The sequence below is a fragment of the Pseudacidovorax sp. DMC4 genome, assembly GCF_056314265.1.
This window is the reverse complement of record NZ_JBQUYR010000003.1, coordinates 149,726-175,120: the sequence shown is the minus strand read 5'-3', so window position 1 is coordinate 175,120 and position 25,395 is coordinate 149,726. Positions and strand designations below refer to the sequence as shown.

General features: G+C 70.8%; 16 protein-coding genes. 6 read left to right on the top strand and 10 right to left on the bottom strand.

The genetic code is table 11. The features are described 5' to 3' along the window. Positions 1-23: 23 nt before the first annotated feature. From ACT54X_RS07335 to ACT54X_RS07325, 3 genes are all read left to right on the top strand, one after another. Entirely contained in the window at positions 24-458 is a 435-nt protein-coding gene (locus ACT54X_RS07335) for a DUF1841 family protein (protein ID WP_234197961.1), read from the top strand. Between the two features lie 48 nt (positions 459-506). Further along, entirely contained in the window at positions 507-1,493 is a 987-nt protein-coding gene (locus ACT54X_RS07330; protein ID WP_476345783.1) for a Bug family tripartite tricarboxylate transporter substrate binding protein, read from the top strand. Between the two features lie 296 nt (positions 1,494-1,789). Continuing rightward, positions 1,790-2,665 (top strand): SGNH/GDSL hydrolase family protein, encoded by an 876-nt coding sequence (locus ACT54X_RS07325; protein ID WP_354321146.1) that lies wholly within the window; start codon positions 1,790-1,792, stop codon positions 2,663-2,665. A gap of 73 nt (positions 2,666-2,738) precedes the next feature. On the opposite strand, the gene opgC is transcribed toward ACT54X_RS07325, so the two are convergent. After that, on the bottom strand, positions 2,739-3,932 hold the full coding sequence (opgC, locus tag ACT54X_RS07320) for an OpgC domain-containing protein (RefSeq protein WP_476345781.1): 1,194 nt from the start codon (positions 3,930-3,932) through the stop codon (positions 2,739-2,741). A 164-nt stretch (positions 3,933-4,096) separates the two neighbouring features. Here opgC and ACT54X_RS07315 point away from each other — a divergent pair, with 164 nt between their 5' ends. The 3 genes from ACT54X_RS07315 (at position 4,097) to ACT54X_RS07305 (ending at position 12,539) form a co-directional block, all read left to right on the top strand. After that, positions 4,097-10,087 (top strand): alpha-2-macroglobulin family protein, encoded by a 5,991-nt coding sequence (locus ACT54X_RS07315; RefSeq protein WP_476345779.1) that lies wholly within the window; start codon positions 4,097-4,099, stop codon positions 10,085-10,087. 125 nt (positions 10,088-10,212) lie between these two features. Then, on the top strand, positions 10,213-10,482 hold the full coding sequence (locus ACT54X_RS07310) for a DUF2164 domain-containing protein (protein ID WP_476345777.1): 270 nt from the start codon (positions 10,213-10,215) through the stop codon (positions 10,480-10,482). 47 nt (positions 10,483-10,529) lie between these two features. After that, the gene (locus tag ACT54X_RS07305) at positions 10,530-12,539 is read left to right on the top strand and encodes a peptidase U32 family protein (RefSeq protein ID WP_476345775.1); all 2,010 of its coding nucleotides are present in this window, start codon (positions 10,530-10,532) and stop codon (positions 12,537-12,539) included. Positions 12,540-12,597: 58 nt separating this feature from the next. Here ACT54X_RS07305 and ACT54X_RS07300 read toward each other — a convergent pair whose 3' ends face one another. From ACT54X_RS07300 to tssL, 9 genes are all read right to left on the bottom strand, one after another. Continuing rightward, a complete protein-coding gene (locus ACT54X_RS07300) occupies positions 12,598-13,173 on the bottom strand; it encodes a hypothetical protein (protein WP_476345773.1) in 576 nt (191 codons plus the stop codon). After that, positions 13,170-14,249 carry a type VI secretion system protein TssA gene (locus ACT54X_RS07295; protein ID WP_294370035.1) on the bottom strand — a complete coding sequence of 360 codons (1,080 nt, stop codon included), beginning with the start codon at positions 14,247-14,249 and terminating at the stop codon, positions 13,170-13,172. The genes ACT54X_RS07300 and ACT54X_RS07295 overlap by 4 nt, the downstream gene beginning before the upstream one ends. A gap of 40 nt (positions 14,250-14,289) precedes the next feature. Beyond that, positions 14,290-15,492, bottom strand: a complete 1,203-nt coding sequence (gene tssG, locus ACT54X_RS07290; protein WP_476345771.1) for a type VI secretion system baseplate subunit TssG — start codon at positions 15,490-15,492, stop codon at positions 14,290-14,292. A 4-nt stretch (positions 15,493-15,496) separates the two neighbouring features. Continuing rightward, a complete protein-coding gene (tssF, locus tag ACT54X_RS07285) occupies positions 15,497-17,377 on the bottom strand; it encodes a type VI secretion system baseplate subunit TssF (RefSeq protein WP_476345769.1) in 1,881 nt (626 codons plus the stop codon). Between the two features lie 29 nt (positions 17,378-17,406). Then, positions 17,407-18,015: a type VI secretion system baseplate subunit TssE gene (gene tssE, locus ACT54X_RS07280; protein WP_476345767.1), complete on the bottom strand. Its 609-nt coding sequence runs from the start codon at positions 18,013-18,015 to the stop codon at positions 17,407-17,409. A 110-nt stretch (positions 18,016-18,125) separates the two neighbouring features. Next, the gene (locus tag ACT54X_RS07275) at positions 18,126-19,184 is read right to left on the bottom strand and encodes a TagK domain-containing protein (RefSeq protein WP_476345765.1); all 1,059 of its coding nucleotides are present in this window, start codon (positions 19,182-19,184) and stop codon (positions 18,126-18,128) included. Then, positions 19,168-19,905 (bottom strand): type VI secretion system-associated protein TagF, encoded by a 738-nt coding sequence (gene tagF, locus ACT54X_RS07270; protein WP_294370043.1) that lies wholly within the window; start codon positions 19,903-19,905, stop codon positions 19,168-19,170. The genes ACT54X_RS07275 and tagF overlap by 17 nt, the downstream gene beginning before the upstream one ends. Positions 19,906-19,907: 2 nt before the next feature. Then, positions 19,908-23,930 (bottom strand): type VI secretion system membrane subunit TssM, encoded by a 4,023-nt coding sequence (tssM, locus tag ACT54X_RS07265; protein WP_294370045.1) that lies wholly within the window; start codon positions 23,928-23,930, stop codon positions 19,908-19,910. Between the two features lie 20 nt (positions 23,931-23,950). After that, positions 23,951-25,378 carry a type VI secretion system protein TssL, long form gene (gene tssL, locus ACT54X_RS07260; RefSeq protein WP_476345762.1) on the bottom strand — a complete coding sequence of 476 codons (1,428 nt, stop codon included), beginning with the start codon at positions 25,376-25,378 and terminating at the stop codon, positions 23,951-23,953. Between the last annotated feature and the right edge of the window lie 17 nt (positions 25,379-25,395).

Below are 25,395 nucleotides of genomic sequence, written 5' to 3'. Positions count from 1 at the left end.
TCGCCGGTGCTAACCTCGGCCGGATGTTCAATCCCACCCAGGAAGACGTACGGCGCTTCTTCTGCGCCGTCCACGCCAAGCACCGCGCCGGCCAGCCCATGGAGGCGCTCGAGATCATCGCCGCGGAGTGGATTGCGCAGCACCCCGAATACCACGCCGACCTGGCCGACGCCGATGCCGCCGTCGCCCGCGTCTACGACGGCAAGGACGGCCGCGAGAACCCCTTCCTGCACCTGTCGATGCACCTGTCGATCAGCGAGCAGTGCTCCATCGACCAGCCGCGCGGCATCCGCCAGGCGGTGGAACTGCTGGCCGCGCGCCGCGGCTCCCTGCTGGAGGCGCACCACGAGGCCATGGAGTGCCTCGGCCGCATGATGTGGGAAAGCCAGCGCGCCGGGCGGCCGCCCGACGGCCACGCCTATGTCGACTGCGTGCAGCGCAAGGCGACGCGCGACTGAGCGCGGCTGCCGGATCTCCCCTCTTCCCTCCCTCGCCAAGAACGAGACATGCACAGCAAACGCCAATTCCTAGCCCATTCCGCCGCGCTGGCCGCCGGCAGCCTGCTGCCCGGCCTGGCCGGGGCCCAGGGCACCTTTCCGTCGCGCCCGATCCGCATCGTGGTGCCCAATGCCGCCGGCGGCGGCGCCGACCTGACGGCCCGTGCCGTGGGCCAGGCCATCGCCGGCCCGCTCGGTCAGGCGGTGGTGATCGACAACAAGCCTAGCGCCGGCGGCATCGTGGCGGGCGAGACCGTCTCGCGCGCCGAGCCGGACGGCCACACTCTGCTGCTGATCTCCAGCGGCTCGGCCGTGAGCGCGGCGCTGTTCAAGAGCATGCCCTTCGACACGATGAAGGACTTCGCGCCCATCTCGCTGCTGGCCACCTTCGACCTGGTGATCGCCGTGGCCGGCAACAGCCGCTTCAAGAGCCTGCCCGAGATGGTCAGTTGGGCCAAGGCCAATCCCGGCAAGCTCAACATCGGTACGCCGCAGATCGGCACCACGCAGAACCTGGCGGCCGAGATGTTCAAGCTCACGGCCGGCATCGACGCGCAGGTGGTGCCCTTCAACGGCACCCCGCCGGTGGTGACGGCCGTGCGCGGCGGCGAGATCGACGCCATGGTCGACATCCTGGGCCCGCTGGTGACGCAGATCTCGGGCAAGACGCTGCGTGCGCTGGCCGTGCTCGGCAAGGACCGCGCGCCCCAGCTGCCCGACGTACCCGCCGCCCGCGAGACCGGCCCGGCCTTCGCCCAGATGAACCTGAGCTCCTGGAATGGCCTGGCCGCGCCCGCAAAGACGCCGCCCGCCGTGGTGGACCGCCTCAGCAAGGAGATCCAGGCGGCCCTGGCCAAGCCCGAGTTGGTCCAGCGCCTGCGCGACCTGAACCTCGCGGCGCGCAGCAGCACGCCGCAGCAGGCACGCGACTTCCTGGCGGCCGACATCCAGCGCTGGAGCGACGTGATCGCCAAGGCAAAAATCCAGAAACTTTGATCCCCCGATGCCGCTTCGCGGCTCCCCCCTCTCTACAGCCTTCGGCTTGGAGGGGGGCGCACCCAGAGGCCTGGCGGAGCCAGTTCCTCGGGTGCCCTGGCATGGCCTGCTCCGCGGCCGCTCGATCAGGGCAGAGGCATGCCGTCCCTTGCCAATAAGAGGAGCCGTCGCCCGCGTGGCGAGTGCGGGAATGGGCGGCCGCGCTGGCGCGTCGGCGACAGGCTGACCTAACATCCGTTGCTTTTCGGACAGCCGTCAACCGATTGCGCTGCCGTTCGGTTGAGTTCTTCGTGCCGATGACACTCCTGCCCCACCTTTCGTCCCGCCTCGGTGCGCGCGTGCGCCCGGTGGTCCTGGGTCTCGCCACCTTGCTGGCGACCGCTTCGGCCCTGGCGCAGAGCCCGGTGGCCGTCGCCACCAACGGGCCGTCGCCCGCCTACCTGGCGGCCCACGCGCGCTGGAAGGCTTCGCTCGACGCCTTCGAGAAGGCGGACAAGGCGGCCCTGCCGGCCGAGGGCGGCGTGCTCTTCGTCGGCAGTTCCACGGTGCGGATGTGGACCAACCTGGCCCAGGACTTCCGCAATTGGCCGGTGGTCATCAACCGCGGTTTCGGCGGCTCGACCATGGCCGACTGCAGCCTCTTCGTGCGCGACCTGGTGGTGCGCTACAAGCCCAGCCATGTGCTGGTCTACGCCGGCGACAACGACCTGGCCGAAGGCCGCACGCCCTTCCAGGTGCTGGAAGACTTCGCCCTCTTCGTCAACACCGTGCAGAACGAGCTGCCGGACACGCGCATCAGCTACATCTCGATCAAGCCCAGCCCGTCGCGGGCCCACCTGCTGCCGAAGATCCGCGAGACCAACGACATCATCGCGGCCTACCTGCGCACCCAGGCCAAGTCGGACTTCATCGACATCTTCAACCCCATGCTGGGCGCCGACGGTCAGCCGCGGCCCGAACTCTTCCTGCCGGACCGGCTGCACATGACCGAGGCGGGTTATCGCGTCTGGCATTCGGTGATCGCCAGCCAGGTGCAGCCGACGGCCGGGGCGCAGGCGGCGACGCCCGTGCAACCCCCGCCTGCGGTGGGCGCCTCCAGCGCGGCGGCCGTACCCTCGGTGCCGGCGATGGCGCCGACGGGTGCAATGGCGACGGCCAGCCGGCCGCACTGACCGGCGACACCCGGCCGGCCCTGCGTGGGTCCGGCGGCGACATGGCCGCGGGCGGTACTCCAGCCGCCCGGCTTCAGGTCAGGCCGGCAGATCCGGCGGGCGCAACGGCCTTCGCCGACCCCAGGTCCTCGGGCGGCTGAACCGTCTCTTCGGGCGGCGCGGCATCCGCGTTCTGGGTATAGCGCGCCACGGCCCACATCCACGCCAGCACCACGGCCAGCAGCAGCGTGTCGGCCCACCAGGGGCGCGAGGTCTGGCTGTCGCCGAAGATGGCCAGCACGGTCAGCACCGCCACCAGATGGGCGCAGAAGGCCGGCAGGGAGGCTCGGCCCATCGTCTCCAGCCAACGCACACGCGGCAGCCAGCGGGCCCAGGTCGGACCGAAGCGGATGGCCACGATGCCCAGCGCGATCAGGTTGAGCAGGCGCAGCGGCCCCAGCTGCCACTTGTCCACCCACAGATTGCGGGCGATGTCCGCGCCGAAGGGCGCCTGGCCATGCTCGCCGAAGTGCCGCCAGTACAGCCCCACCAGCGCCACCGCCACCGCCGGCAGAACCACCGCCCAGTGCAACCGCAGGGGCCGGGCATGCGGCGCGCTGCGCGTGAAGCCCAGCCACAGTCCACCGAACCACAGGAACTGCCAGGCATAGGCATTGAAGGCGCCCATCTCGTTGAAAGGCACCGGCAGGCCCGTCAGCGCGAAGGTCCAGCCGTACAGCCATTCGCTCATCCCGTACTGCGCGCCGATCCACAGCAAGGCGCTGGCCACCATGACCGCCGGCCAGCCCCAGCGCTGATGGCGCAGTGCGAAAGCCAGCACCCAGGGGCTCAGCAGCATGAAGAAGATGTACATCGGCAGGATGTCCAGCAGCGCCGGCTCGTAGACCAGCAGCAGGCCGAAGACGAAGCCTTCACCGGGCTGCGCGAGGTACCAGGACACGAGATTGGTCACCGCCGGCTGCATGCGCCGCACGCCCAGCGCCGTGATCACGGTGAACAGGAAAAGCAGCAGCGCCGCATGCGCCAGGTAGATCTTGAGCACCCGCCGCCAGAAGGCGCTGCGCATCGACTCCACGCCATCGCGCCGTGCATAGCGGCTGTAGACCAGCCCCGCCATGAAGGCCGACAGCAGCACGAAGCCCTCGGCGGCGGACACCCAGCCGAAGGGCTGGCCGAGCGGGTCAGTGAAGTGGGTGGGCAGGTGGGTGACGGTCATCAGCACGAGCATCAGCCCGCGCAAGGCGTCGATTTCCCAATGGCGTTTCATGAGGCGGGTGGCGGCGGTCGGGCCTGAAGCGAAACGGCTTACTGCCACCCACGCGCACGGCCTGCGGACGAGGGCGCGATTGTAGGAGGCGACCGGTTCTGCGCCGGGCCCGCCACGGACATCCGCTAACCTGCCGGGTGCTTTCCGAGTCAGAGGGACAAGAAATGAGACTTGCACGACGCCTTCCGTCCGTCGCCGCCCTGTTTGCGGCCGGCTTGACGGCCCTGGGCGCCCAGGCCCTGCAGATCGCCAACCTGTCGCCCCAGGGCGAGGTGGCCCGCGTGCGGCAGGTGGTGGCCAGCTTCGACCAGCCGGCCGTACGCTTCGGCGACGCCCAGGCCCCCGCGCCGCTCACCGTGAGCTGCGACAACGCCCAGGCCGGCCGCGGCAGCGGCCGCTGGACCAGCGACCGCCGCTGGGTCTGGACCTTCGAAGACGACCTGCCCGCCGGCGTGCGCTGCACCGCCACCCGGGTCGCCAACTTCAAGTCGCCCGCCGGCGAGGCGCTGTCCGGTTCGCAGAGCTATGCCTTCAGCACCGGCGGCCCGGCGGTGCGCAACCACTGGCCCAGCTACGGCAAGATCGACGAGGAGCAGCTCTTCCTGCTGCAGCTGACCGGCCCGGCGACGACGCAGAGCCTCCAGGCCAACGTCTGGTGTGCGGCCGACGGCATCGGCGAGCGCATCCCCGTCAAGCTGGTCGAGGGCGATCAGCGCGCCGCGCTGATCAAGGCCCGCGGCGTCGAGAGCCTGGCGAAGAAGGAGCCACTGCGCTTCGTCGCCCTGCAGTGCAACCGCACGCTCACGCCCGGCAGCCGGGTGCAGCTGGTGTACGGCAAGGGTGTGACCACGCCCTCGGGCGTCGCCAACTCGGTGGAGAAGCGCCTGTCCTTCGAGGTGCGCGAGCCCTTCGCCGTCAGCTTCAGCTGCGAGCGCGAGAACGCCCAGGCGGCCTGCCTGCCGCTGCGCCCGATGACACTGAGCTTCAACGCGCCGGTCACCCGCAAGCTGGCCAGCCAGATCGAGGCCAAGGGCGGTGGCAAGACCATCAAGCCGGTGCTGGAGGACAACGGCGGCGGCGACGACGCGGTGGTCTATTCGGTCACCCTGCCCGCGCCCTTTCCCGAGCGCACCGAGTTCACCATCTCGCTGCCCCGCGGCTTCCAGGACGCCTCTGGCCGCACGCTCGGCCAGGCCGATGCCTTTCCGATGAAGACCGCCACCGGCGCGATGCCGCCGCTGGCCAAGTTCGCGGCCTCGCCCTTCGGCGTGGTCGAGCGGCTGGCCGAGCCGAACGGCGTGGCGCTGATGCCCGTCACGGTGCGCCGGGTCGAGCCTGCCCTGCGCGTGGAGGCACTGACGCCCGGCAAGGTGAGCGACCTCAATCCGAAGACCGACGCCGAGATCATCGCCTGGTACCGCAAGGTGCAGCGCTACGACCAGACCACGGTGGCGCGCGACGAGGCCCGCCGCGACAGCCGCGCACCGCTGCCACCGGTGGTGGACCGGGACAACGCCAAGCGGGTGGAGACGCGCGCCGTCTCGCTGCTGACCAGCCAGGCCGGCGCACGCCAGCTGGACATGCCCAAGTCCGATGCCGCCGACGACCGGCCCTTCGAGGTGGTGGGCATTCCACTCACGCCCGGTTTCCATGTGCTGGAGATCGCCTCCCGCAAGCTGGGCGAGGCCCTGCTGAACGAGGAGTACGGCGCCAACCGCACGATGTACGTGCGCACGACGGCGCTCGCCACCAATCTGGCCGTGCACTTCAAACTGGGCCGCGAGAACAGCCTGGCCTGGGTCACGACGCTGGACAAGGGCAAGCCGGTGGCCAACGCGCAGGTGCGCGTGTCGGACTGCCGCGGCAGGGAAATCGCCACGGCCCGCACCGATGCCAACGGCCTGGCGCGGCTGGCCGACGTGCCCTCCGAGCCGACGAGCTGCTCGGGGGAGGACGACTACTACAGCGAGGCCGCCTGGTTCGTCAGCGCCCGCGCCAAGGACGACAAGGGCGTGGAAGACCTGGCCTTCGTCTGGAGCAACTGGCAGCGCGGCATCGAGCCCTGGCGCTTCAACGTGCCCACCAGCCTGGACACGCAGCCCGACGTGGTCGCGCACACCGTGCTCGACCGGCCGCTGCTGCGCGCCGGCGAGACAGTGTCGATGAAGCACCTGATCCGCACGCAGACGGCGCAGGGCTTCGGCCTGCCGACGGACCGGCCGGGCCGGTTGGTCATCACGCATGTGGGCAGCGGGCAGGAGTTCACCCAGCCGATCAACTGGCGCTCCACCGGCACCGGCGGCCTGAGCGCGGAGAACACCTTCCAGGTGCCGCCGGCGGCCAAACTGGGCGTCTACCAGATCGAGCTGCGGAGTGGATCAGCGCCGCAGCGCGGCGAGGCCGAGGAAGACGGCGATCGCAGTGGCCGCAGCTATTCGACCGGCCAGTTCCGCGTCGAGGAATTCCGCCTGCCGGTGCTGGAAGGCCGCGTGGCGCCCGCCGACAACAAGCCGCTGGTGGCCGTTACCAGCCTGCCGGTGGCGGTGCAGGTGAACTACGTCTCGGGCGGTCCGGCCACCAACCTGCCGGTGCGCGTGTCGGCCATGGTGCGCGGCATGGTGCCGAACTACCCGGACTTCGACGGCTTCAGCTTCTCGCCGCCGCGCAAGGCCGAGGAGCGCTCATCCAACAGTGATGAAGAACAGCCCGAATCCACGCAGGACACCCGCGTCGTCGCCGACAAGCTGCCGCTGACGCTGGACCGCAGCGGCGCCGGCCGCGTCAACGTCGACAAGCTGCCCGCCACGGCCGACACCGGCCCGCGCGAGCTGCTGCTCGAAGCCAGCTATGCCGACCCCAACGGCGAGGTGCAGACGCTGCGCAGCACGCGCACGCTGTGGCCGGCGGCGGTGGTCGCCGGCATCAAGACCGAGGGCTGGGTGTCCACCGACCGCCAGCTGCGCTTCCAGGCCCTGGCGCTGGACCTGGCCGGCAAGCCGCAGCCCAACGCCAAGATCAAGGTCGAGGCCGTGGCCCGCATCACCACCACCAGCCGCAAGCGCATGGTGGGCGGCTTCTACACCTACGACAACAAGACCGAGGTGAAGCCGCTGGGCACCGTCTGCAGCGGCCAGAGCGACAGCCGCGGCCTGCTGCTGTGCGAGGCGCAGATCAAGGAGGCCGGCGAGGTCGAGCTGGTCGCCACGGCCACCGACGGCGAAGGCCGCGCGAGCCGCGCCGCTGGTTCGGTGTGGGTGACCAAGCAGGGCGAGCTGTGGTTCGGCGGCGAGGACAACGACCGCATCGACGTGCTGCCCGAGAAGAAGAACTACCAGCCCGGCGAGGTCGCCAAGTTCCAGGTGCGCAGCCCCTTCCGCTTTGCCACCGCGCTGGTGTCGGTGGAGCGCGAGGGCGTGCTCGACACCCAGGTGGTGCAGCTCAACGGCCAGGACCCGACGGTCAACCTCACCATCAAGCCCGAATGGGGCCCGAACGTGTACGTGAGCGTGCTGGCCCTGCGCGGCCGGCTGCGCGAGGTGCCGTGGTATTCCTTCTTCAGCTGGGGCTGGAAGGCGCCGCGTGAATGGTGGACGGCCTTCTGGGTCGAGGGCCGCGAGTATGTGGCGCCGACGGCGATGGTGGACCTGTCCAAGCCGGCCTATCGCCTCGGCGTGGCCGAGATCCGCGTCGGCACCGAGGCGCACCGCCTGGATGTGAAGGTGGCCACCGACCAGCCCAAGTACACCGTGCGGGGCAAGGCGCAGGTGACCATCACCGCCCGCCTGCCGGGCGGCAAGCCGGCGGCGGGCGCCGAGGTGGCGCTGGCCGCCGTCGACCAGGCGCTGCTGGAACTGATGCCCAACGACAGCTGGAAGCTGCTGGAGGCGATGCTGCAGCGGCGCAGTTGGGGCGTGTCGACCTCGACGGCGCAGATGGAGATCGTCGGCCGCCGGCACTACGGCAAGAAGGCCGTGCCCGCGGGCGGCGGCGGCGGCAAGGCCGCCACGCGCGAGCTGCTGGACACGCTGCTGCTGTGGAACCCGCGCGTGGTGCTCGACGCCAACGGCCAGGCCACGGTGACGGTGCCGCTCAACGACGCGCTGACCACCTTCCGCATCGTCGCCGTGGCCGACTCGGGCACGAATCTGTTCGGCACCGGCGAGGCCACCATCCAGAGCACGCAGGACCTGCAGATCATCAGCGGCCTGCCGCCCCTGGTGCGCGAGGACGACCAGTTCCGCGCGCAGTTCACGCTGCGCAACACGACGGCCAAACCGATGAAGGTGGAGGTGGCGCCGCGCGCCACGCTGCTGACGCTGGAGCCGCGCACGGTGGACATCCCCGCCGGCGAATCGCGCGAGCTGGCCTGGGACGTGACCGCCCCCGCCCAACTGGGCCAGACGCGGGCCGAGGCCATCCTGTGGGAGATCGAGGCCAAGGACGTCTCGGGCAACGCGCGCGACGCGCTCAAGGCCAGCCAGCGCATCCTGCCGGCCGTGCCGGTGACGGTGCAGCAGGCCACGCTGGCGCAGGTCGATGGCATGTTCACGCTCGACGTGCAGGCGCCCGCCGGCGCCCTGCCCGGCCGCGGCGGCATCCAGCTGGCGCTGCAGCCGCGGCTGGCCGAGGGCCTGCCCGGCGTGCGCGACTGGTTCGCCCGCTATCCCTTCGCCTGCCTGGAGCAGAAGACCAGCAAGTCCATCGGCCTGCGCGACGGCAAGCTGTGGCAGTCGGTCGCGGCGCAGATCCCCGGCTATCTGGACGGCGACGGCCTGGCCAGCTACTTCCCGCCACAGGGCGGCGACGCCAATCGGGGCAGCGACATCCTGACCAGCTACCTGCTGGCCGCGACGAACGAGGCCGCAGGCATCGACCCTGCCTTCGCCCTGCCCGACGCCGTGCGCACGCCGATGGAGAACGGCCTGATCGCCTTCGTCGAAGGCCGCATCCAGCGCGACTTCTGGAGCCCGCGCAAGGACCTGGACGTGCGCAAGCTGGCCGCGCTGGAGGCGCTGTCGCGCTACGGCCGCGCCACCGGCGCCATGACGGGCAGCCTCACCATTGCGCCCAACCAGTGGCCCACCAGCGCGGTGATCGACTGGATCAACGTGCTGCGCCGCGTGAAGGACGTGCCCCAGCGCGAGCAGCGCCTGCGCGAGGCCGACCAGGTGCTGCGCGCGCGCCTCTCGTATCAAGGCACCAAGCTGATCTTCAGCACCGAGCAGGAAGACTACTGGTGGTGGCTGATGGCGGGCGGCGACGTCAACACCGCGCGCCTGCTGCTCACCGTGATGGACGACCCGGCCTGGAAGGACGACCTGGGCCGCATCGCCGCCGGCTTCATCGGCCGCCAGCAGCGCGGCGCCTGGAACACCACCACGGCCAACCTGTGGGGCAGCCTGGCGCTGGAGAAGTTCAGCCGCGCCTTCGAGAGCGCGCCCGTGACCGGCATCACCGGCGCCACGCTGGGCGACGCCAAGGCGCAGGTGGATTGGGCCCGCGTCGAGCGCGTCAAGGCCAGCGACCCGACCGGCGCGCCGCACCAGGCCAGCGCCATCGGCGCCCCGGCCGCCGCCGGCATGCTGCGCAACAACACCATGAGCCTGCCCTGGCCGGCCGGCGAGGGCCGCGGCACGCTGCTGGTCACCCAGCAGGGCAGCGGACGGCCATGGCTCACGGTGCAGTCGATGGCCGCCGTGCCGCTGAAGGCGCCGGTGTCCGCGGGCTACACGCTCAAGAAGACCGTCACGCCGGTCGAGCAGGCCACCGCCGGCCGCTACAGCCGTGGCGACGTGCTGCGTGTGGCGCTGGAGGTGAACGCCAGCACCGACATGACCTGGGTGGTGATCAGCGACCCGATCCCGGGCGGCGCCACCATCCTGGGCAGCGGGCTGGGCCGCGATTCGCAGATCGCGACGCAGGGCGAGAAGTCGGCCTCCGGCCGCGCCGCGCCGGCCTTCGAGGAGCGCAGCTTCGAGGCCTTCCGCAGCTACTACGAGTACCTGCCCAAGGGCGTGGTGAAGATGGAGTACACCGTGCGCCTGAACAACGCCGGCGACTTCGCCCTGCCGCCCAGCCGGGTCGAGGCCATGTACGCGCCCGAGATGTACGGCATGGTGCCGAACGCGCGGATGAAGGTGGAGGTGAAGCCATGAGCGCCCGCCCGGCCGCTCCGAAGGGCGCTCACACCGAAGGCGAAGCCGGAGGTTCCTCCGTGCTCACCCGCCCGGCCGTTCCGAAGGGCGCTCGCGCCGCAGCGCGCCAGCGCGGAGGCTTTTGAATGACCATCGAGCTGGAACGCGACCAACGCCAGGAGGCCGTGGCCTCCATCGAGCGCTACTTCGCCGAGAACATGGAAGAGCGCATCGGCAACATCGCGGCCGGCGCCCTGCTCAACTTCTTCCTGGAGGAGATCGGCCCGCTGGTCTACAACCAGGCGGTGGCCGAGGTGCAGGAGCGCCTCGCCCGCCGCGTGGCCGAGATCGACCTGGAGGTGCACGAGGACCCCTTCACCTACTGGCAGAAGCAGGGCAAGGCCAAGCGCAAGTAGGCGAGGAACAAGGGAAAAGGGGCGCGCTGGGATAATCCGCGCCCACCATGTCGCTCCTGCCCCACCAGCTCGAACTGCTCTCCCCTGCCCGCGACGCCGACATCGGCATCGAGGCCATCAACCACGGCGCCGATGCCGTCTACATCGGCGGCCCGGCCTTCGGCGCACGGGCCGGCGCGGGCAACGACATGCGGGGGCTCGAGCGGCTGATCCGCCATGCGCACCGCTTCGGCAGCCGCATCTTCATCACGCTCAACACCATCCTGCGCGACGACGAGCTGGAAGCCGCGCGCCGCATGGCCTGGCAGGTGTACGAGGCCGGGGCCGATGCGCTGATCATCCAGGACATGGGCCTGCTGGAGCTGGACCTGCCGCCCATTCAGCTGCACGCCAGCACCCAGACCGACATCCGCACGCCCGAGAAGGCGCGCTTTCTGCAGGACGCCGGCCTGTCGCAGATCGTGCTGGCGCGCGAGCTGACGGTGCAGCAGATCGCCGCCGTGCGCGCCGCCACCGACCCCAGCCGCTGCACCATCGAGTTCTTCATCCACGGTGCGCTGTGCGTGGCCTACAGCGGCCAGTGCTACATCAGCCATGCCCATACCGGCCGCAGCGCCAACCGCGGCGACTGCTCGCAGGCCTGCCGCCTGCCCTACCAGGTGATCGACGACGCGGGCCGCTTCGTGGCCCACGACAAGCACGTGCTGTCGATGAAGGACAACAACCAGTCCGACAACCTGCGCGTGCTGATCGACGCGGGCGTGCGCAGCTTCAAGATCGAAGGCCGCTACAAGGACATGGCCTACGTCAAGAACATCACGGCTCACTACCGCCGGCTGCTGGACGAGATCGTCGAGGAGCGCGAAGGCGGCGCCGCGCCGCTGGCCCGGGCGTCGAGCGGCAGAACCCGCTTCTTCTTCACGCCCGACCCCGAGCAGAACTTCAACCGCGAGTTCACCGACTACTTCGTCAACGGCCGCCAGCAGGACATCGGCGCCTTCGACACGCCCAAGAACCCCGGCCGTGCCATCGGCTGGGTGACGCAGACCGGCCCCAACTGGTTCGAGCTGGAGACCGCCGACCACGGCGCCGTGCTGCACAACGGCGACGGCCTGTGCTACTACGACCTTCAGCGCGAGCTGGTGGGCGTGGCCATCAACCGCGCCGAGGCGGTGGGCAAGCCGGGCGCGGGCAAGTGGCGCGTGTTCCCCAAGGACCCGATGGAGGGCTTCAAGGACCTGCGCCGCGGCACCGAGCTCAACCGCAACCGCGACATGGACTGGGTGCGCATGCTGGACAAGAAGTCGAGCGAGCGCCGCATCGGCCTGTGGGCCCACCTGGCCGAGACGCCAAAGGGCTTTGCGCTCACGCTGACCGACGAGGACGGCTTCGTCGGCGCCGCCGACATCGCGCTGCCGCACGAGGCGGCCAGCGATGCCGCCAAGGCCGAGGCCAGCCTGCGCGAGCAGCTGGGCCGCTTCGGCAACACCGTGTTCGAACTCATCGACCTGCAACTGGCGCTGTCGCAGCCGTGGTTCGTACCCGCCTCGCAGCTCAATGCCCTGCGTCGCGAGGCCGTGGAGGCGCTGGAGTCGGCCCGCGCCGCGGGCTTCCAGCGCCTGCCGCGTGCCCAGCCGGTGGAGCCGCCCGCGCCCTATCCCGAGGATTCGCTGAGCTACCTGGCCAACGTCTTCAACCAGAAGGCGCACGACTTCTACGCCCGCCACGGCGTCAAGGTGATCGACGCCGCCTACGAGAGCCAGGAAGAGGAAGGCGAGGTCAGCCTGATGATCACCAAGCACTGCGTGCGCTTCTCGCTGAGCCTGTGTCCCAAGCAGGCCAAGGGCGTGATCGGCGTCAAGGGCACCATCAAGGCCGAGCCGCTGCACCTGGTCAACGGCAAGGAGAAGCTCACGCTGCGCTTCGACTGCAAGCCCTGCGAGATGCACGTGGTGGGCCGCATGAAGCGCTCCGTGCTTCAGCAGCAGCGCAAGGAGATGGAGGCGGTGCCGATGCAGTTCTACCGCACGCGGCCGATGCCCGGCGTCGGGCACTGAACCACGACGTCCGCACCGGCCGGTCCTGAGGGAAGCCGGGCCGCGGCGCAGAGCGGGCTCAGAGCCGCTTCACCGGCAGACCGGCCGGGGGCCGCAGCGGCGGCTTCACGCGTCGCGAGGGCAGCGGGAGGTCGGCAGGCAGGGCGTCAATCTCCGCGTCGCTCAAGTGCGGCAGTGCGCGCGGCGCCTGCGCACCATCGACCACGGCCGGCCCGGGACTGGCCGGCCCGAGCGGCGGCGCCACGCCGGGGCCGGCAGTTGGCGGCCATGCGGGTGCGGCGGGCGCCGGTGCGGGCACGGGGGACATCGGCGGGGCGGGCATCCAGCCATAGGCGGCCAGGGCGCCGCGCAGCACCTCACGCAGCTCGGCCGCATGGTGCGCATCGCGCTCCGCCTGTTCGCGCGCATGGAACTCCAGTTCGACCTGAAGGGCCTGCTGCACGCTCTGCGGCAGGCGTTGCTGTTCCTGGCGCAGGGCGGCGATCTGCGCGGCGAGGCGCTCTTCCACCATGCGTGCGGCACCCGCCTGCAGCTTGCGCCAGAAGACGGCCAGGGCGAACGCCGCCCCCAGCGCGCCGCCTGCACCGGTCAGCAGCAAGCCCAGCGCGATGATGGCGCCTTCGTCGAGGTTCATGGCCGGCCTCCCCGTGACGTCTCCTGTTCGTCGGCGGCCTCCCACTGGCGCAGCAGGTCCAGCGGCACCCAGTCGGCCACTTCGCTGAAGCGTCGCCCCACCATGCGCTCCGCCTGCCGCAGCAGCGCCGAGACGGGGCTGCTGGGTTCATGCAGCTCGAACCAGTCGCGCACCTGGCGGATGGCGGCGAGCGCATCGTCGCGCGTGACCGGTCGCAGGCCCGCGGCCAGCGGCGGTCGGCGCAGGTCCACCACGGCGGGCGTCGAGGTCGCCGCCGGCGAAGGCGGCACGGCGGTCACGGCTTCGAGCTCATCGGCCGCGGGAACGAAGAGCGCCAGCATGCGCTGCAGGGGCAGGAGGTCGGGCGCCTGCTCGCCCAGATGGCTGCGGCACCAGGCCGCGATGGTCTGTACATGGCGGCAGGCGGCGGCCAGCTGGTGCACCGGCACGTCAGGATCCCCCACGGCCGCCCGGCGCAGGGCGGTCAGTTGTCGGCGCACCGACTCCGGCGACCGTGCATCCTCGGGCCGCGGCACCGCCAGGGCCCGCTCCACATCGCGCACGGTCAGGCGCACGCCGGCCCCGGTGTCGAGCGCGATCTCGCGCACGTCGCCCACCAGGCCCTCCGGATCGGCCAGTGCCGCCAGCGCATTGGCGCGAACCGCCGGCTCGGCCTCGCCGTCGATGACCGGCTGCGGATGGATCGTGTCGGGCCAGGCACGCAGTGACTGCACCAGCATGTCCAGGCCCTGCAGCAGCCCCGCCGCCTGGCCCAGGCGGGTGCGCGCGCGGGTGAGGCAGATGATCAGGTGCAGGTCCTTGGTGCGCAGCAGCAGCCGGCGGCAATCGCGCTCGACCTCGGCCCAGTTGGGGCCTTCGGGCGTGTCGACGAAGCTGCCGTATTGCGCCTCGCCCCGCGGCTGCAGGCGCGTCCAGAGCATCGCGTACTCCGGGTCGTACTCCAGATTGGGACCGCAGGGTTCGATGTCGCTGACGGGCAGCAACCAGTCGGCCGAGGCGCCGAGGACATGGCGAGCCCCGGCCAGCGGCGCGGAGTGGGGGACGGCGAGGGTCATGGGAAGGAAACGGAAGAACGTAGAAATGAGGCGGCGTCGGTCAGGCCGGGAGGTAGCGTTCGGGCTCGAAGATCATTCCCACGGCGTAGTCCTTCTCGGGCCCGGCACGGGATGCCACGCGCGGCCGGCCCCGCGGCGGGGATGCGTCATGGTCGGGACCCGCCGCGCCGGTGGACGGCGCGGGCATGCCGGCAAGGCCCAGCCAGGTCGTCCAGCCCAGGCGCTCGCCTTCTTCCAGCCGGGCGGGCGGCGCGCTGTCGCGCAGGACGCGCAACTCGACCTCCCAGGCGAACTCGAAGCCGACGAAGCCGCGCACCCACTCGATCAGCACCGGCAGGTCGGCCCCTCCCGGCGTGAAGCGCAGGTACTGCTGCAACGACAGGGGGCCGATCACCAGCCGGAACTTGTTCTGGCGGTCGGGCACTTTCTCGCCAGCGATGGCGCCCTGGCCCAGCAGTGCGGCCTCGTTGGCCTGGCCAAGCCGACTGCAGTCCGGCTTCTCGATGTCGATCCAGTGCATCACGAACTCCTGGAGCTCGACATGCACCTTGAAGAAATGGGCCAGGGTCGCCGCCAGCCCCGCCGGGTGGCGGGTACCGCCGGCCAGGTGCGGGGCCGCCGAGAGCCGCGCATGCACAGGCAACGGTCCGTGCTGGATCTCCCCCAGTTCATGCCCGGTGAGCCACGCCACGTACCGGCTGAAGCGCTCGTCGTCCGGCCGGTCGAGCCCGGCCGCCGACTGCCCTTCGGCCCAGGCGCGGTAGACCAGGCTCAGGTAACGGTGGTGGAACAGATCGAGGAAGTCCGCCAGCGTCGGGTCGCCGAGGTTCTCCCAGCGCTCGCGCACGATCTCGGTGTAGTGCAGGGGCAGCGGACCGTTGGGCCCCAGCAGGCCCAGGCCGAAGACACGCACGGCGGGCAGCGCCGGGTTGTTGCCCCGTCGCGGATGGGCGCTCGCATAGGGCGCCGCCGTGGCACGTGCCGGCAGCACGGCTTCGGCGATCTCGCGCGGCGCAAAGGCCAGCGAGGCGCGCTGGCCCAACCGCACCGGCTCCTGCTGTGGCCGTTGCGCATGGCCGATGCGGGGCAGCGCCGGATGCAGGGCACCCAGGCGCCGAAGCAGCGGCAGGAAGCCGAACTTCCAGGGCTGACGGCTCAGGGCCTCCAGCAAGGCATGGGCACGGGCCGCGGCGGGTTGCTGTCCCATGCCGGCTGCCGGCGCCTGGTCGGTCGCTTCAGCCATGTGCCTAGACGATGCCGCGGCCGCCCATGCGCACCGGCCACTGTGCCACCAGGCCGCGCTGCATCGACTCCAGACGGGTCTGCGTGAAGACGTTGATGCTGACGTGCCGCGCCAGGTACTGCTCCAGCACCAGCCCGAACAGGTAGGGGCTGGCGCCCGAGAAGCCCTGCTCGTCCACGGTCAGGGTGCACTGCACGCCACGCCCGTACACCAGCGGACCGCTGCCGGGCAGGCGGCGGGTCACCGGCTCGATGCGCGAGCCCACCAGGCTGTCGATCTGGCGCAGCTGCGACTCGTCCGCGCCGTTCACGAACAGCCGCAGCAGGTCCCGCAGGCCCTGCGCCCCCGGACGATGGCCGATGTCCGCCAGCGGCAGATGGTTGAAGTTGAGCTGCCGCACCAGCCGCCACGCGAGCTCACGCTCCGCGAACGGCGGCTTGGGCAGGCTCGGCGCACGGATCAGTCCCACCGCCTCCACCGGAATGGAATCAGCCACGCGCAGATCCGCGCGGCCGTTGCGTGGCATGAGTGCCGGCAGGTCGCGGTTGGTGAGCAGCGCCCGCAGCGACAGGTAGCGGATGGCCTCGGGATAGGGCGCCTCGTTCTGGTCGACGAGCGAGATGAACACTTCGGTGCCGACGTAAGGGGTGCGCGTGCCGTAGCGGCGCGCCGTGTCCGACGCGGTGCGCGCCTCGCGGCGGACGCTGAAGTAACGGCCGAGGTTGCCTTCGTCCTCGTTGAGGCTCTGGTAGAGCGGCCGGAACTCCACACCGGCCGTGGTGCGGGCCTGGTGGCCTTCGACGGACCGGATGGCGTAGACCTCGAAATCGAGCGGCCGCGAGCGATCGGGCACCACATGGAACTCGGGCTGGGCGGCATTCATCTCGAGCCGGTCGGTGCGGCGCTCGAAGAGGTTGGCCACCGGCGTGCAGAAGAGCGCGAACTGCCCCTTGTCCACCACGGCCGCCAGCGCGCCGGGCGGCCGGCTCAGCAGCACGACGATCTCCAGCTCGTTGTGCGCCACCTGCCTCACGCCCGGCCCGAGCCCCGCCAGCGAGAAGAAGTAGAAGCGCTCCGGACAGGCGAAATACTCGTGCAGCAGGTTGTGGCCGTGGAAGCTGCGCCATTCGAGCGGCAGCAGGCCCTGTCCGGGCTCCAGTCCATGGTGGACCAGGGCCTGGGACGTGACCGCATGGGGCCGCACCAGCAACTGGCCCGGCGCCCCGGTGAACGACGCGACGGCCGACGTGTGCAGCAGCTCGAACAGATGCGATGCGACCGACGGGTCGCCGCACAGGTACACCGGCAGGCTGTCGAAGCCTGCCAGGTCGTGGAAGCGCAGATCGCCCGCCGTCCTCAGGCGCAGTCGGAGCGCACCGGCCACCTGCACATGGGCCGGCAGGTGCCGCTCCAGGCCGGGCAGATCCGGTGGAGCGCCCGTGAGCCGGGCATCCACGATCTCGATCGGCCAGAGCGTGACATCCTGGCCGGACCGGAACTCGCAAGGCGTCTCCTCACCGGCCGGCACCTGTCCGTGAAAGGCCGTGCCCCGGGGCACCACGAAGCCACGCGCAAGATCGCCCTCCTGGTAGTTGGGGTGGAGCTGCGCGACCGCCATCGACGGCGTGGGCGCCAGATAGTTGGGGTAGAGCACCTCCAGCAGCCGCTGGGTGAAGCGCGGGAACTCCGCGTCCAGCTTGATCTGCATGCGCGCCGACATGAAGCAGAAGGCTTCGATCAGGCGCTCCACATAGGGATCGGCCACCTCGATGCCGAGCATGCCGAGCCGGCCTGCGATCCTGGGATGCGACGCCGCGAATTCGCGCGCCGTTTCCCGCATGTAGACCAGTTCCCGGTTGTAGTAATCGAGCAGTTGGGGATCCATGGTTCCTCACGCCACGCAGCAGGTGGCCGTCATGGGTGCCGGGTGTCCAGGGCGGGGGCCGCCGGCCGCACGGCGATCCGGCTGTTCTCGAGATCGAGCGAGCTGCGCACCGTCAGCTCCAGCGGAAAGGGCTTGCAATCGATCATGGCGTGGATCTCGAACAGCAGCACGTTGTAGGCGTCCCGGGCCTCGTCGGTCAGCAGCGGCCGCACCTGCACGGTCTGCGGGATCAGGCGCGGTTCGTAGTCGGCGATCGCACGGCGGATGATCCGTTCGATGTCGGCCCAGCGCCGCTCGGACGCATAGCCTCCCGCCAATGCGGGCACACCGAAGTTGAGGGTGGACGACGCGGCGGCCTCATGGCGCCGGCGATCGATCAGGTCTTCGACATTGGTGGTATTGAGCAGGTAGCCGAGGTCGCGCTGCACGATGTCGCGCAACTGGGCGGGCGTGATGCCGGGCTCGGCGCCCGCGCCGGCAGCACGCCCGGGCGCGTCGTCGCGCAGCCGGTCGAAGAGCGTGGGCATCAGCCGCCCATCGGCGCGCCAGGTGCGCTCGGCCGGCAACCGGGTGAGGCGGACACCCGGGTGCATGGCGCGCTCGCCGCGCTCGTGCGCACGGGTCTGCGGCGCGGCCATGGGCGGCTCCGCCCCGAGCCGCGGGGCCCGGAGCTCGCCGCGCGCTTGCGGCGCGGGCGCGGCACCGGCCTGGGGTGCTTCGCCGGATGGGGGGTGCATGTCCTGCGCCGTCATGGCCGCTCGCCCTTGGGAGGGACCGCATCGCCGCCGCCGATGCCGTTCATCGCGCGGCCCAGTCGTACCGCACTGTCTGCGGCCAGGGCATGGTGCTCCCGGCGGGTCAGGGCGGGCAGCCCCGGGGACAGGCCCGCCACGAGCTCAGGCGCGAAGAGCCGCAGCACGTCCGGTTCACCCTCCACGGCCAGCAGGTCGCCCTCGCCCAGGGAGGGGAACTGGTCGATGAGCCTGTCCATGTCCTCCCGGGGTTGAAGGATGTCGCGCAGCAGGGCAAAGGACCGGGCTTCCTCGCACAGGGCCTCGAACGAGGGCGCCTGCCCCCGCGGGTCGGGCGACGTCTCCGGCCAATCCCAAGGCCTTGGGAGCCCGGTGGGGTCGCGCACCGCCCGCACGAACTCCTCGTGCAGTTGCTCGAGCAGCGGCACGCCCGGCTGCGCCGCCCGGGCCGAAGGCTGGGCCGCAGACGGCGGCGCAGACACGGCGCCCACTGGCCCGGGATCCAATCCGAGCAACGCCAGCCACGGGTCCTCAACCGCCGCCGACCGTACGGCGTCCAGACCCAGGACACTGAAGGGGTCCTCCGTGGCGCGTTCGGACTCGACGACCATCGGGCCAGCGACCGACGTCCCGGCGAGGTCCCGCAGGTCGAACTCGGGTTCTGCCTGGCGCCCGGCGGCGGGCCACGCCCGCGGTTCGCGCTCCTCCATCACGCCTGCGATGCCGGCGCCCTCGACCACCAGACGGACCAGGCCGATCTCGAGCTCGTCCCCCGCACGCAAGGCCACCGTCTCGCCCAGCGCCAGGCGCCGGCCGTTGAGGGTGAAAGCCAGGCCCGCCCCCCCATGGCTCAGTTGCCACTGCTGCGCCGCGGCCTGCCAGGCGAGCTGTCCATCGCCCTGCGACCCAAGGTCGGCCGCGTCTTCACCCAGACACTGCAGCACCCGTCCCACGGCCATGCCGGCCGGCTCCAGGACCAGGCGGGCATCGGCCGCCCTGCCATGGCTGTGCGTGAGCCGCAGCCGCAACGGTGGCGCCTCAACCATGCCGTCCATGCCGGCCCTCCCATAGCGATACAAGGTTCTCGGAGGCATTGACGAAGCGCCCGGCCACGTCCTGCTGCCAGAAGGCGCAGTGGCCGCGCACGCCCTGCAGGCGCCGAGGCCAGTCCGACCATGGCAGGTGCCGCACCCCATGCAGCGCGGCCGCGGGGTCGTGGAAGCCATGCGCTGGCGCGCGGACCGCCGGGGCATCCGCGGCCTTGCCTGCCGGGCCTCCGGAGCCACCGTCGCCCAACTCGCACCACAGCCGGTCGACGTGCTGCGCCAGTTGCCGCAGCTCGCAGTCGGCCCGCGCCTGGACATGCTGGGCCAGAAGCCGCGCCAGCCCAAACTGCCAGCTCCGGGGCTCATGAACGTGCCGCTCGTAATGGCGTTCGATCCAGACCCGGCGCGCCACCTGGTAGACCACGAGAGGATGCCGCCTGCCCACGCGGTCGGTCGACGGCAGGATCACGCCGAGCACGAACCGCCCCTGCGCAAACGGCACATGCCCCGGCGGCAGCACGAACGCGATGGGAATCGAGGTACGCAGGGCCCGGCCGGCATCCGGCTCGTGCTGCGAGGACGCTCGGCCGAGTGCGCCCCTCAGCCATGCCTCCCAACCTTCGGCCTCGCCGTGGCGCACACCGTGGCGCACGAAGTCGGCATGCGCCGGCAGGCGCCCCCAGATGGCCGGCGACGTCACCGGTCGGGCATTGAAGAGGTGCGCCAACATGTTCAGCCCATCGCTCCGGGGCAGTGGAACCCGCTGAACAGATCGCTGTTGAGCGGATTCGGCTGGCTGCCGGTGCCGAGATCGAGCACCGCCTTGCGACCATCGAGCACGAACTCCACGGCCACCCTGCCGGGTGTGGCGGTGTTGACGACCCGGCCCTTCTGCATCAGCCGCAGCAGCGCCCACGGCCCCTGGGCCATCAGGGTCGAGCCCGCGGCGGAGATCCTCGGCTGGGCCGTGATCTCCGCCGAGGCGCCCCCGCGCGGCCCCGGCCATTTCACCGGCAGCGGCTCGACCGGGCCATGCACGTAGCGCTGGCCCTGGCCATCGATGTCCAGCATCAGCGCCGTGATGCTCGGCTCGAGTTCGGCGACCCGCACGTCGACCTTCCAGGCCAGCCGCCGGCCGTCGCCCTCGCGGAAGTAGAGGTCGCGGATCTGCTGGGCCCGGTAGAAGGTGTCGAGCCGGGGCCCGCCCTGCTCCAGCAGCTTGAGCAGTTCGCCGACCAGCGTCGGGCCCGTGGAGGCCGGCGCGGGCGCCACGCCATTGGCCACGTTCTCGGCCCCGACGAGTGCATTGCCGGTCGACGGTGGCTTGTATCGCCAGGGGCGCACACCCGTGTCGACGAAGGCGGCCAGGTACTTGGTGAAGAAGGCGTCCGCGGCGCCGCCTGCAGCGAAGACGGCCGTCACGTCCTCGATGGAGGCATCCTGCCCGGATGCCAGGAAGGGATAGCGTCCCTCGATACCCCGGCGGCAGGGCTCGGTCACCTGCATCGCCATCAGGCCCATGATCCGGTCGAACTGCTGCTGAGCCTGCTTCCTGAGGATCTCGGTGGCCCCCTGGTTCACCTTGTCGGCACCGCTCTGCGCCAGGGCGCTCAGCACCTCGCGAAAGGGGGCCGGCAACTTGCCGGCCTCCAGTCTCATGCGTGCGCCGACGTCGTTGCTCGTCGGGGGCAGGCTGCCGGCCGTGATGGCGGTGTCTGCGACCACCAGGACGGTGTAGAACTCGTTGATGAGGCCCAGCACGCTGTCCAGCCCCTGCCGGCCCGCACCTGCCGGCGCGACGCCAGCCGACACATCGGCTTGGCCGGTGACCACCTCCCGCAGGGCGGCGAACCGGTCGTCGACCCCTTCGCGCTCCATGCGCTCCTCGGGACGGATGCCCAGGTTGCGGCCCAGTTCGCGCGTCTTGAGGTCGAGCTGCTCGGTGGCCCGGTCCAGCAGGCTCTTGTCCTGCTGCCGCTCGGCGTCGAGCACGCGAGACAGGGTTGTCTCGCGTGCCGCCGCGCGGGCCAGGCGGGCCAGCGGCGAGTCCGGCGACGACAGCTGCCGCAGCACGGCCAGGTCGAAGCCAAGACTGGTGCCACCTTCGCCCGCACCCACCACGCGGATGGAGTCGAGGAAGGCCGTCCAGCGCTCGGCATACTCGCTGAGGTATTGCCGGCGGACATCCTCGATGAGCACGGCGTTCTGCCTGATCCGCTCGGCCTCGGTGCCCATCGCCTTCGCTGTCGCAGCCGCGTCGGCACGGCCCATGACCCAGGCATCCTCCTGCAGTGCCCGATCCACGAACGCCCCCAGGCGCTTGTTGAACACGGTGTGGTAGCCCGCGTAGGTGAACAGTCCCGGCACGCCCCGGTCGAGCGGTTGCCCGTCGGCACGCGAGAAGACGGTGCCGACCTGCGGCCCAACCGCGCGGATCAGGCTGAACTCCTGGGGCGCCTCGGTGGTCATGGCCGACTTCGCACGCTCGTACACCCGCTGGGTCGACGTGTTGCCGTCGAGGAAGGCCTGGACGTCGCGGATGAGGACTTCCTTGGGAACAGCACCGGACTGCACGAGCCGGTCGCCGGAGAACAGCCGGTCCACGTGCCCCACCATCGCGGCACGCCCGCCGAAGAGGGCATCGCTGTCGCGCCGCTCCCAGTCCTTCATGACCCACTCGCGGACATCCCGCGCGCCGCCCTGCATGTAACGCTCCGGATCATGGAGGAGCTTGTAGGCACGCAGCGTGGCGTAGGCGGAGCGGGTGTCCCGCTCCCGGACGCTGCGGGAGAGTTCATCCTCCATGCGGGCGATCACCACGGGAAGCAGCAGGTCGTCCTGGAGGCCCGCGTAGAGCTGGCGCGCCGCCGCCACGATCGGTGGTGCGCTGTAGAGGCCGAACTGGAAGGAGAGTGGCGGATGGTCGAGATCCAGTCCCGCATAGGCCGGCAGCGCGTGGGCGGCGTCCAGTACCGCGGGCACCTGGGCCGGGTCCACCGTCCGCCCCGCGGTCAGGCCCTGGGCGGCCAGGGCCTGCACCCGCTGCGCCATGATGCTCAGGTACTGGCCGTTGTTCCGGAAGCTCAGCGCCATGCTGGTTCCAAGCCAGGCCAGGACGATCAGCACCAGCGCATGCCCCAGCAGTTGCAGCAGCCGGAAGCGCAGCTCCCACCGCAGATTGGGGCGGACGAGATGAGCCTCAGGGATGATGATCCGCGCGAAGACGTCGTGCAGGAAGAAGCCCCAGTGGCCCGTGGCGGCTTCCATTCCGGCATCGATGGACGTACGCCGCCCGGCGCCGGCCAGCGCCCGCCTGAGGCGGCCGAACACCGTATCGGCAGGGGGTGGCAGTGGCGTCCTGGCCTGCGCACCGCTGGTGAAGTACACGCCGCGCAGCATGGCGTGGGATTGCGTGTCGTCGAAGCGGGAATCCAGGAAGACCTCCTCCAGCACCTGCACGAGCGGCTCGCGCAGCGCATCGAACTCCTGCGGCAGCGCGAACAGACGCCGGCGATGGCCGGTGTCGAATTCCTCGATCAGGCGGCCGCGCAAGCCAGCGGACAGGCGCTCGTGCAGACGGTCCAGTTGCTCGTCCAGTGCCAGCCGCATGGCGGACTGACGGTTGCCCCCCGACACCCGCGCGGCGTCGACCTTGTCGGCCCCGACAGGGAAGGTAAAGCCCCAAGGCTGGGCACGCCCCTCCGAGGTGAGCGAGAGGAAATACTCTTCGAAACCCTGCAGCAGATCGGCCTTGGTCACCAGGACGTAGACCGGAAAGCGGATGCCCAGCGTCCTGCGCAGTTCCAGCAGGCGATCACGGATCAGGGCGGCATGGTCCACGCGTTGGTCCGGCGTGAACGTGCGCAGCTCCGCGACGCTGAGGGCGACGATGGCCCCGTTGATCGGCGCACGTGGCCGGTGCTTGCGCAGCAATGCCAGGAAGCCGGCCCATTCCTCGGTGTCCTTGCCCTTGTCGCTGTCCTGGGTCGTGTAGCGGCCGGCGGTGTCGATGAGCACCGCCTCGTTGGCAAACCACCACTGGCAGTTCAGGGTGCCGGCGCCCGACTCGAGCACGGAGACCCGGGACGCATTGCCCATCTGCCGCGAGACCGGGAACTGGAGCCCGGAGTTGAGCAAAACGGTGGTCTTCCCCGCGCCGGCGCTGCCCACGATCATGTACCAGGGCAGTTCGTAGAGATACCGCCGCCCCTCGAAGATCCGGCGAAGGAATCCGCGACGCAGACGCAGGGTCCGCAACTGCCGAAGGGCTCTTGCGACGATCTCGGACACTGTCTTCAGCTCCTCCGCGGCGACCGCCTCGCGTCGGGCACCGCTTCCGAAGTCCAGCACCTTGCGCAGGAACTCCGTGTCCGTGCGCATGGCCTGCCAGAGCCGGTAGACGCCATAGAGCAGGTAGGCCAGCAGGATGATGGCCACGATCACGACGCGCACCTGCGTCGAAGCGAGGGGCGCGACCTGGCCCACCGCGAGCAGAGGGCCCAGGTGCCAGATTGCCAGGCACAGGGCCGGGATGCCGACAAGGCTCAGCGGCCATGCGACCAGCCACAGGCTGAGCAGCACCAGCAGCATCACGATGACGGTCACGCGCGCAGCGGCGGAAGCGAGCGGCCGCGCACCATCGAACGACAGCAGCGGGCCCACGAACCAGATAGCGCAGGCCAGCGCCACCACGGTGACGAAGGCCAGCATCTGCCGCGAGAACAGGAACTTCAGGAATTGGGTGAGGGCTTGCATCGGTGACCTCCGTGGGGCGCTCAGGGCATGCCTGCGGCAGTGGAAGACGCACGCGGCGCGGCGGCCTTGTCGGCGCCGGGAACGCGCCCACCGCCACCATTCGCCTGCGCAGGCATGGCCGCCGCGGCCGCGCCTTCGGCCGACGCCTCGTCCACCACGATGTCGACCCGGCGGTTCTTGGCCCGACCCGCAGGCGTGAGGTTGTCTGCGAGCGGCAGCGTGTCACCCCTGCCCTGCACGGTGATCCGGTCGCCCCGGACGCCTCGCTGCCGCAGCACGGCGGCCACGGCCTCGGCCCGGCGCTCGCTGAGTGCCTGGTTGCTCGCGAACTCCTGGCTGCGGATGGGCACGCTGTCCGTGTGTCCGGTGACCTGCACCCTGCCCGGGACGCGCGCGATCTCGTCAGCCACCTTGTTCAGCACGGGAAGGATCGCCGCATCCAGGGTGGCGCGTCCCGGCATGAACATGGCGTCGCCGCTGAAACTCACTGCACTGCGCTGCTGGTCCTCCCTCACACTGACGAGCCCCTTGGCAATCTCGCCCGCCAGCAGATCCCGCAGCCGCAGCGAGGCCTGCGGCGCCGGCGGGGCGGCTTCCCCGACGGCCGCCCCGGAGGCGATGGCGCGGATCTTCTTCTCGACAGCGAGCGTGGACTGGTCCAGCTGATAGCGATACCAGGCGAAAAGACCCAGCGCGGCGGCGCAGGCCGCGGCGGCGGTGAGCCAGACCGGCACGCTGCGCAACAGGCCGAGCCGGCCCGGCGCACCGCCCCGCCACTGCGCCGACAGCGCCTGCGGCACCTCGCCACGGACCGCCGTGATCTGGCCCTGAAGGCGGTGGCGGATGGCCTCCAGTTGCCGGCGCCCGTTCGAAGCCGTGCTGAACCGACCTTCGAAGCCCAGGCCCAGCACCAGGTACATCAATTCCAGCAGGTCGATGTGGTCCTGCGGGCTCGCGGCCAGCCGGCCGATCAGCAGGAAGAACTTGTCGCCACCACGGATGTCGCCATGGAATTGCGCCGCCAGCGGCCGGGCGGCCCACACGCCCGCAGATCCGGCTTCGGCACCGCCCCATTGCGTACTGCTGGCGGCTTCGTCGAGGGCCGTGCACAGCGCATAGCTTGCGGCGACGGCATGCTCGTGGCGGATCTGCGCGTCGTTGCACAGCGACTGGAAGACAGCGATCTCCCGCTCCAGGAGGTCGCGCAGCACGCCCACAGCGGTGGGGTCGAGGTCGGTGTCCATGTCTGCCAGGGCACGCAACAGGGGCTGCGCGGCTTCCAGCAACGGATTCGTGGCCGCCTTGACGCAAGCGAGCCGCTCCGCTGCCGCAGGGCCGGGCGCGACGCGAAGGTGGGCCGCGCTTGGATCGCCTTCGGCGACGCCGACGGGCATGTCGTTGGGCAATGCCTCGGGACTCTCGTGATCTGTGATTTCGCCGTCACGCATACAGGGCTGTAGAGAAG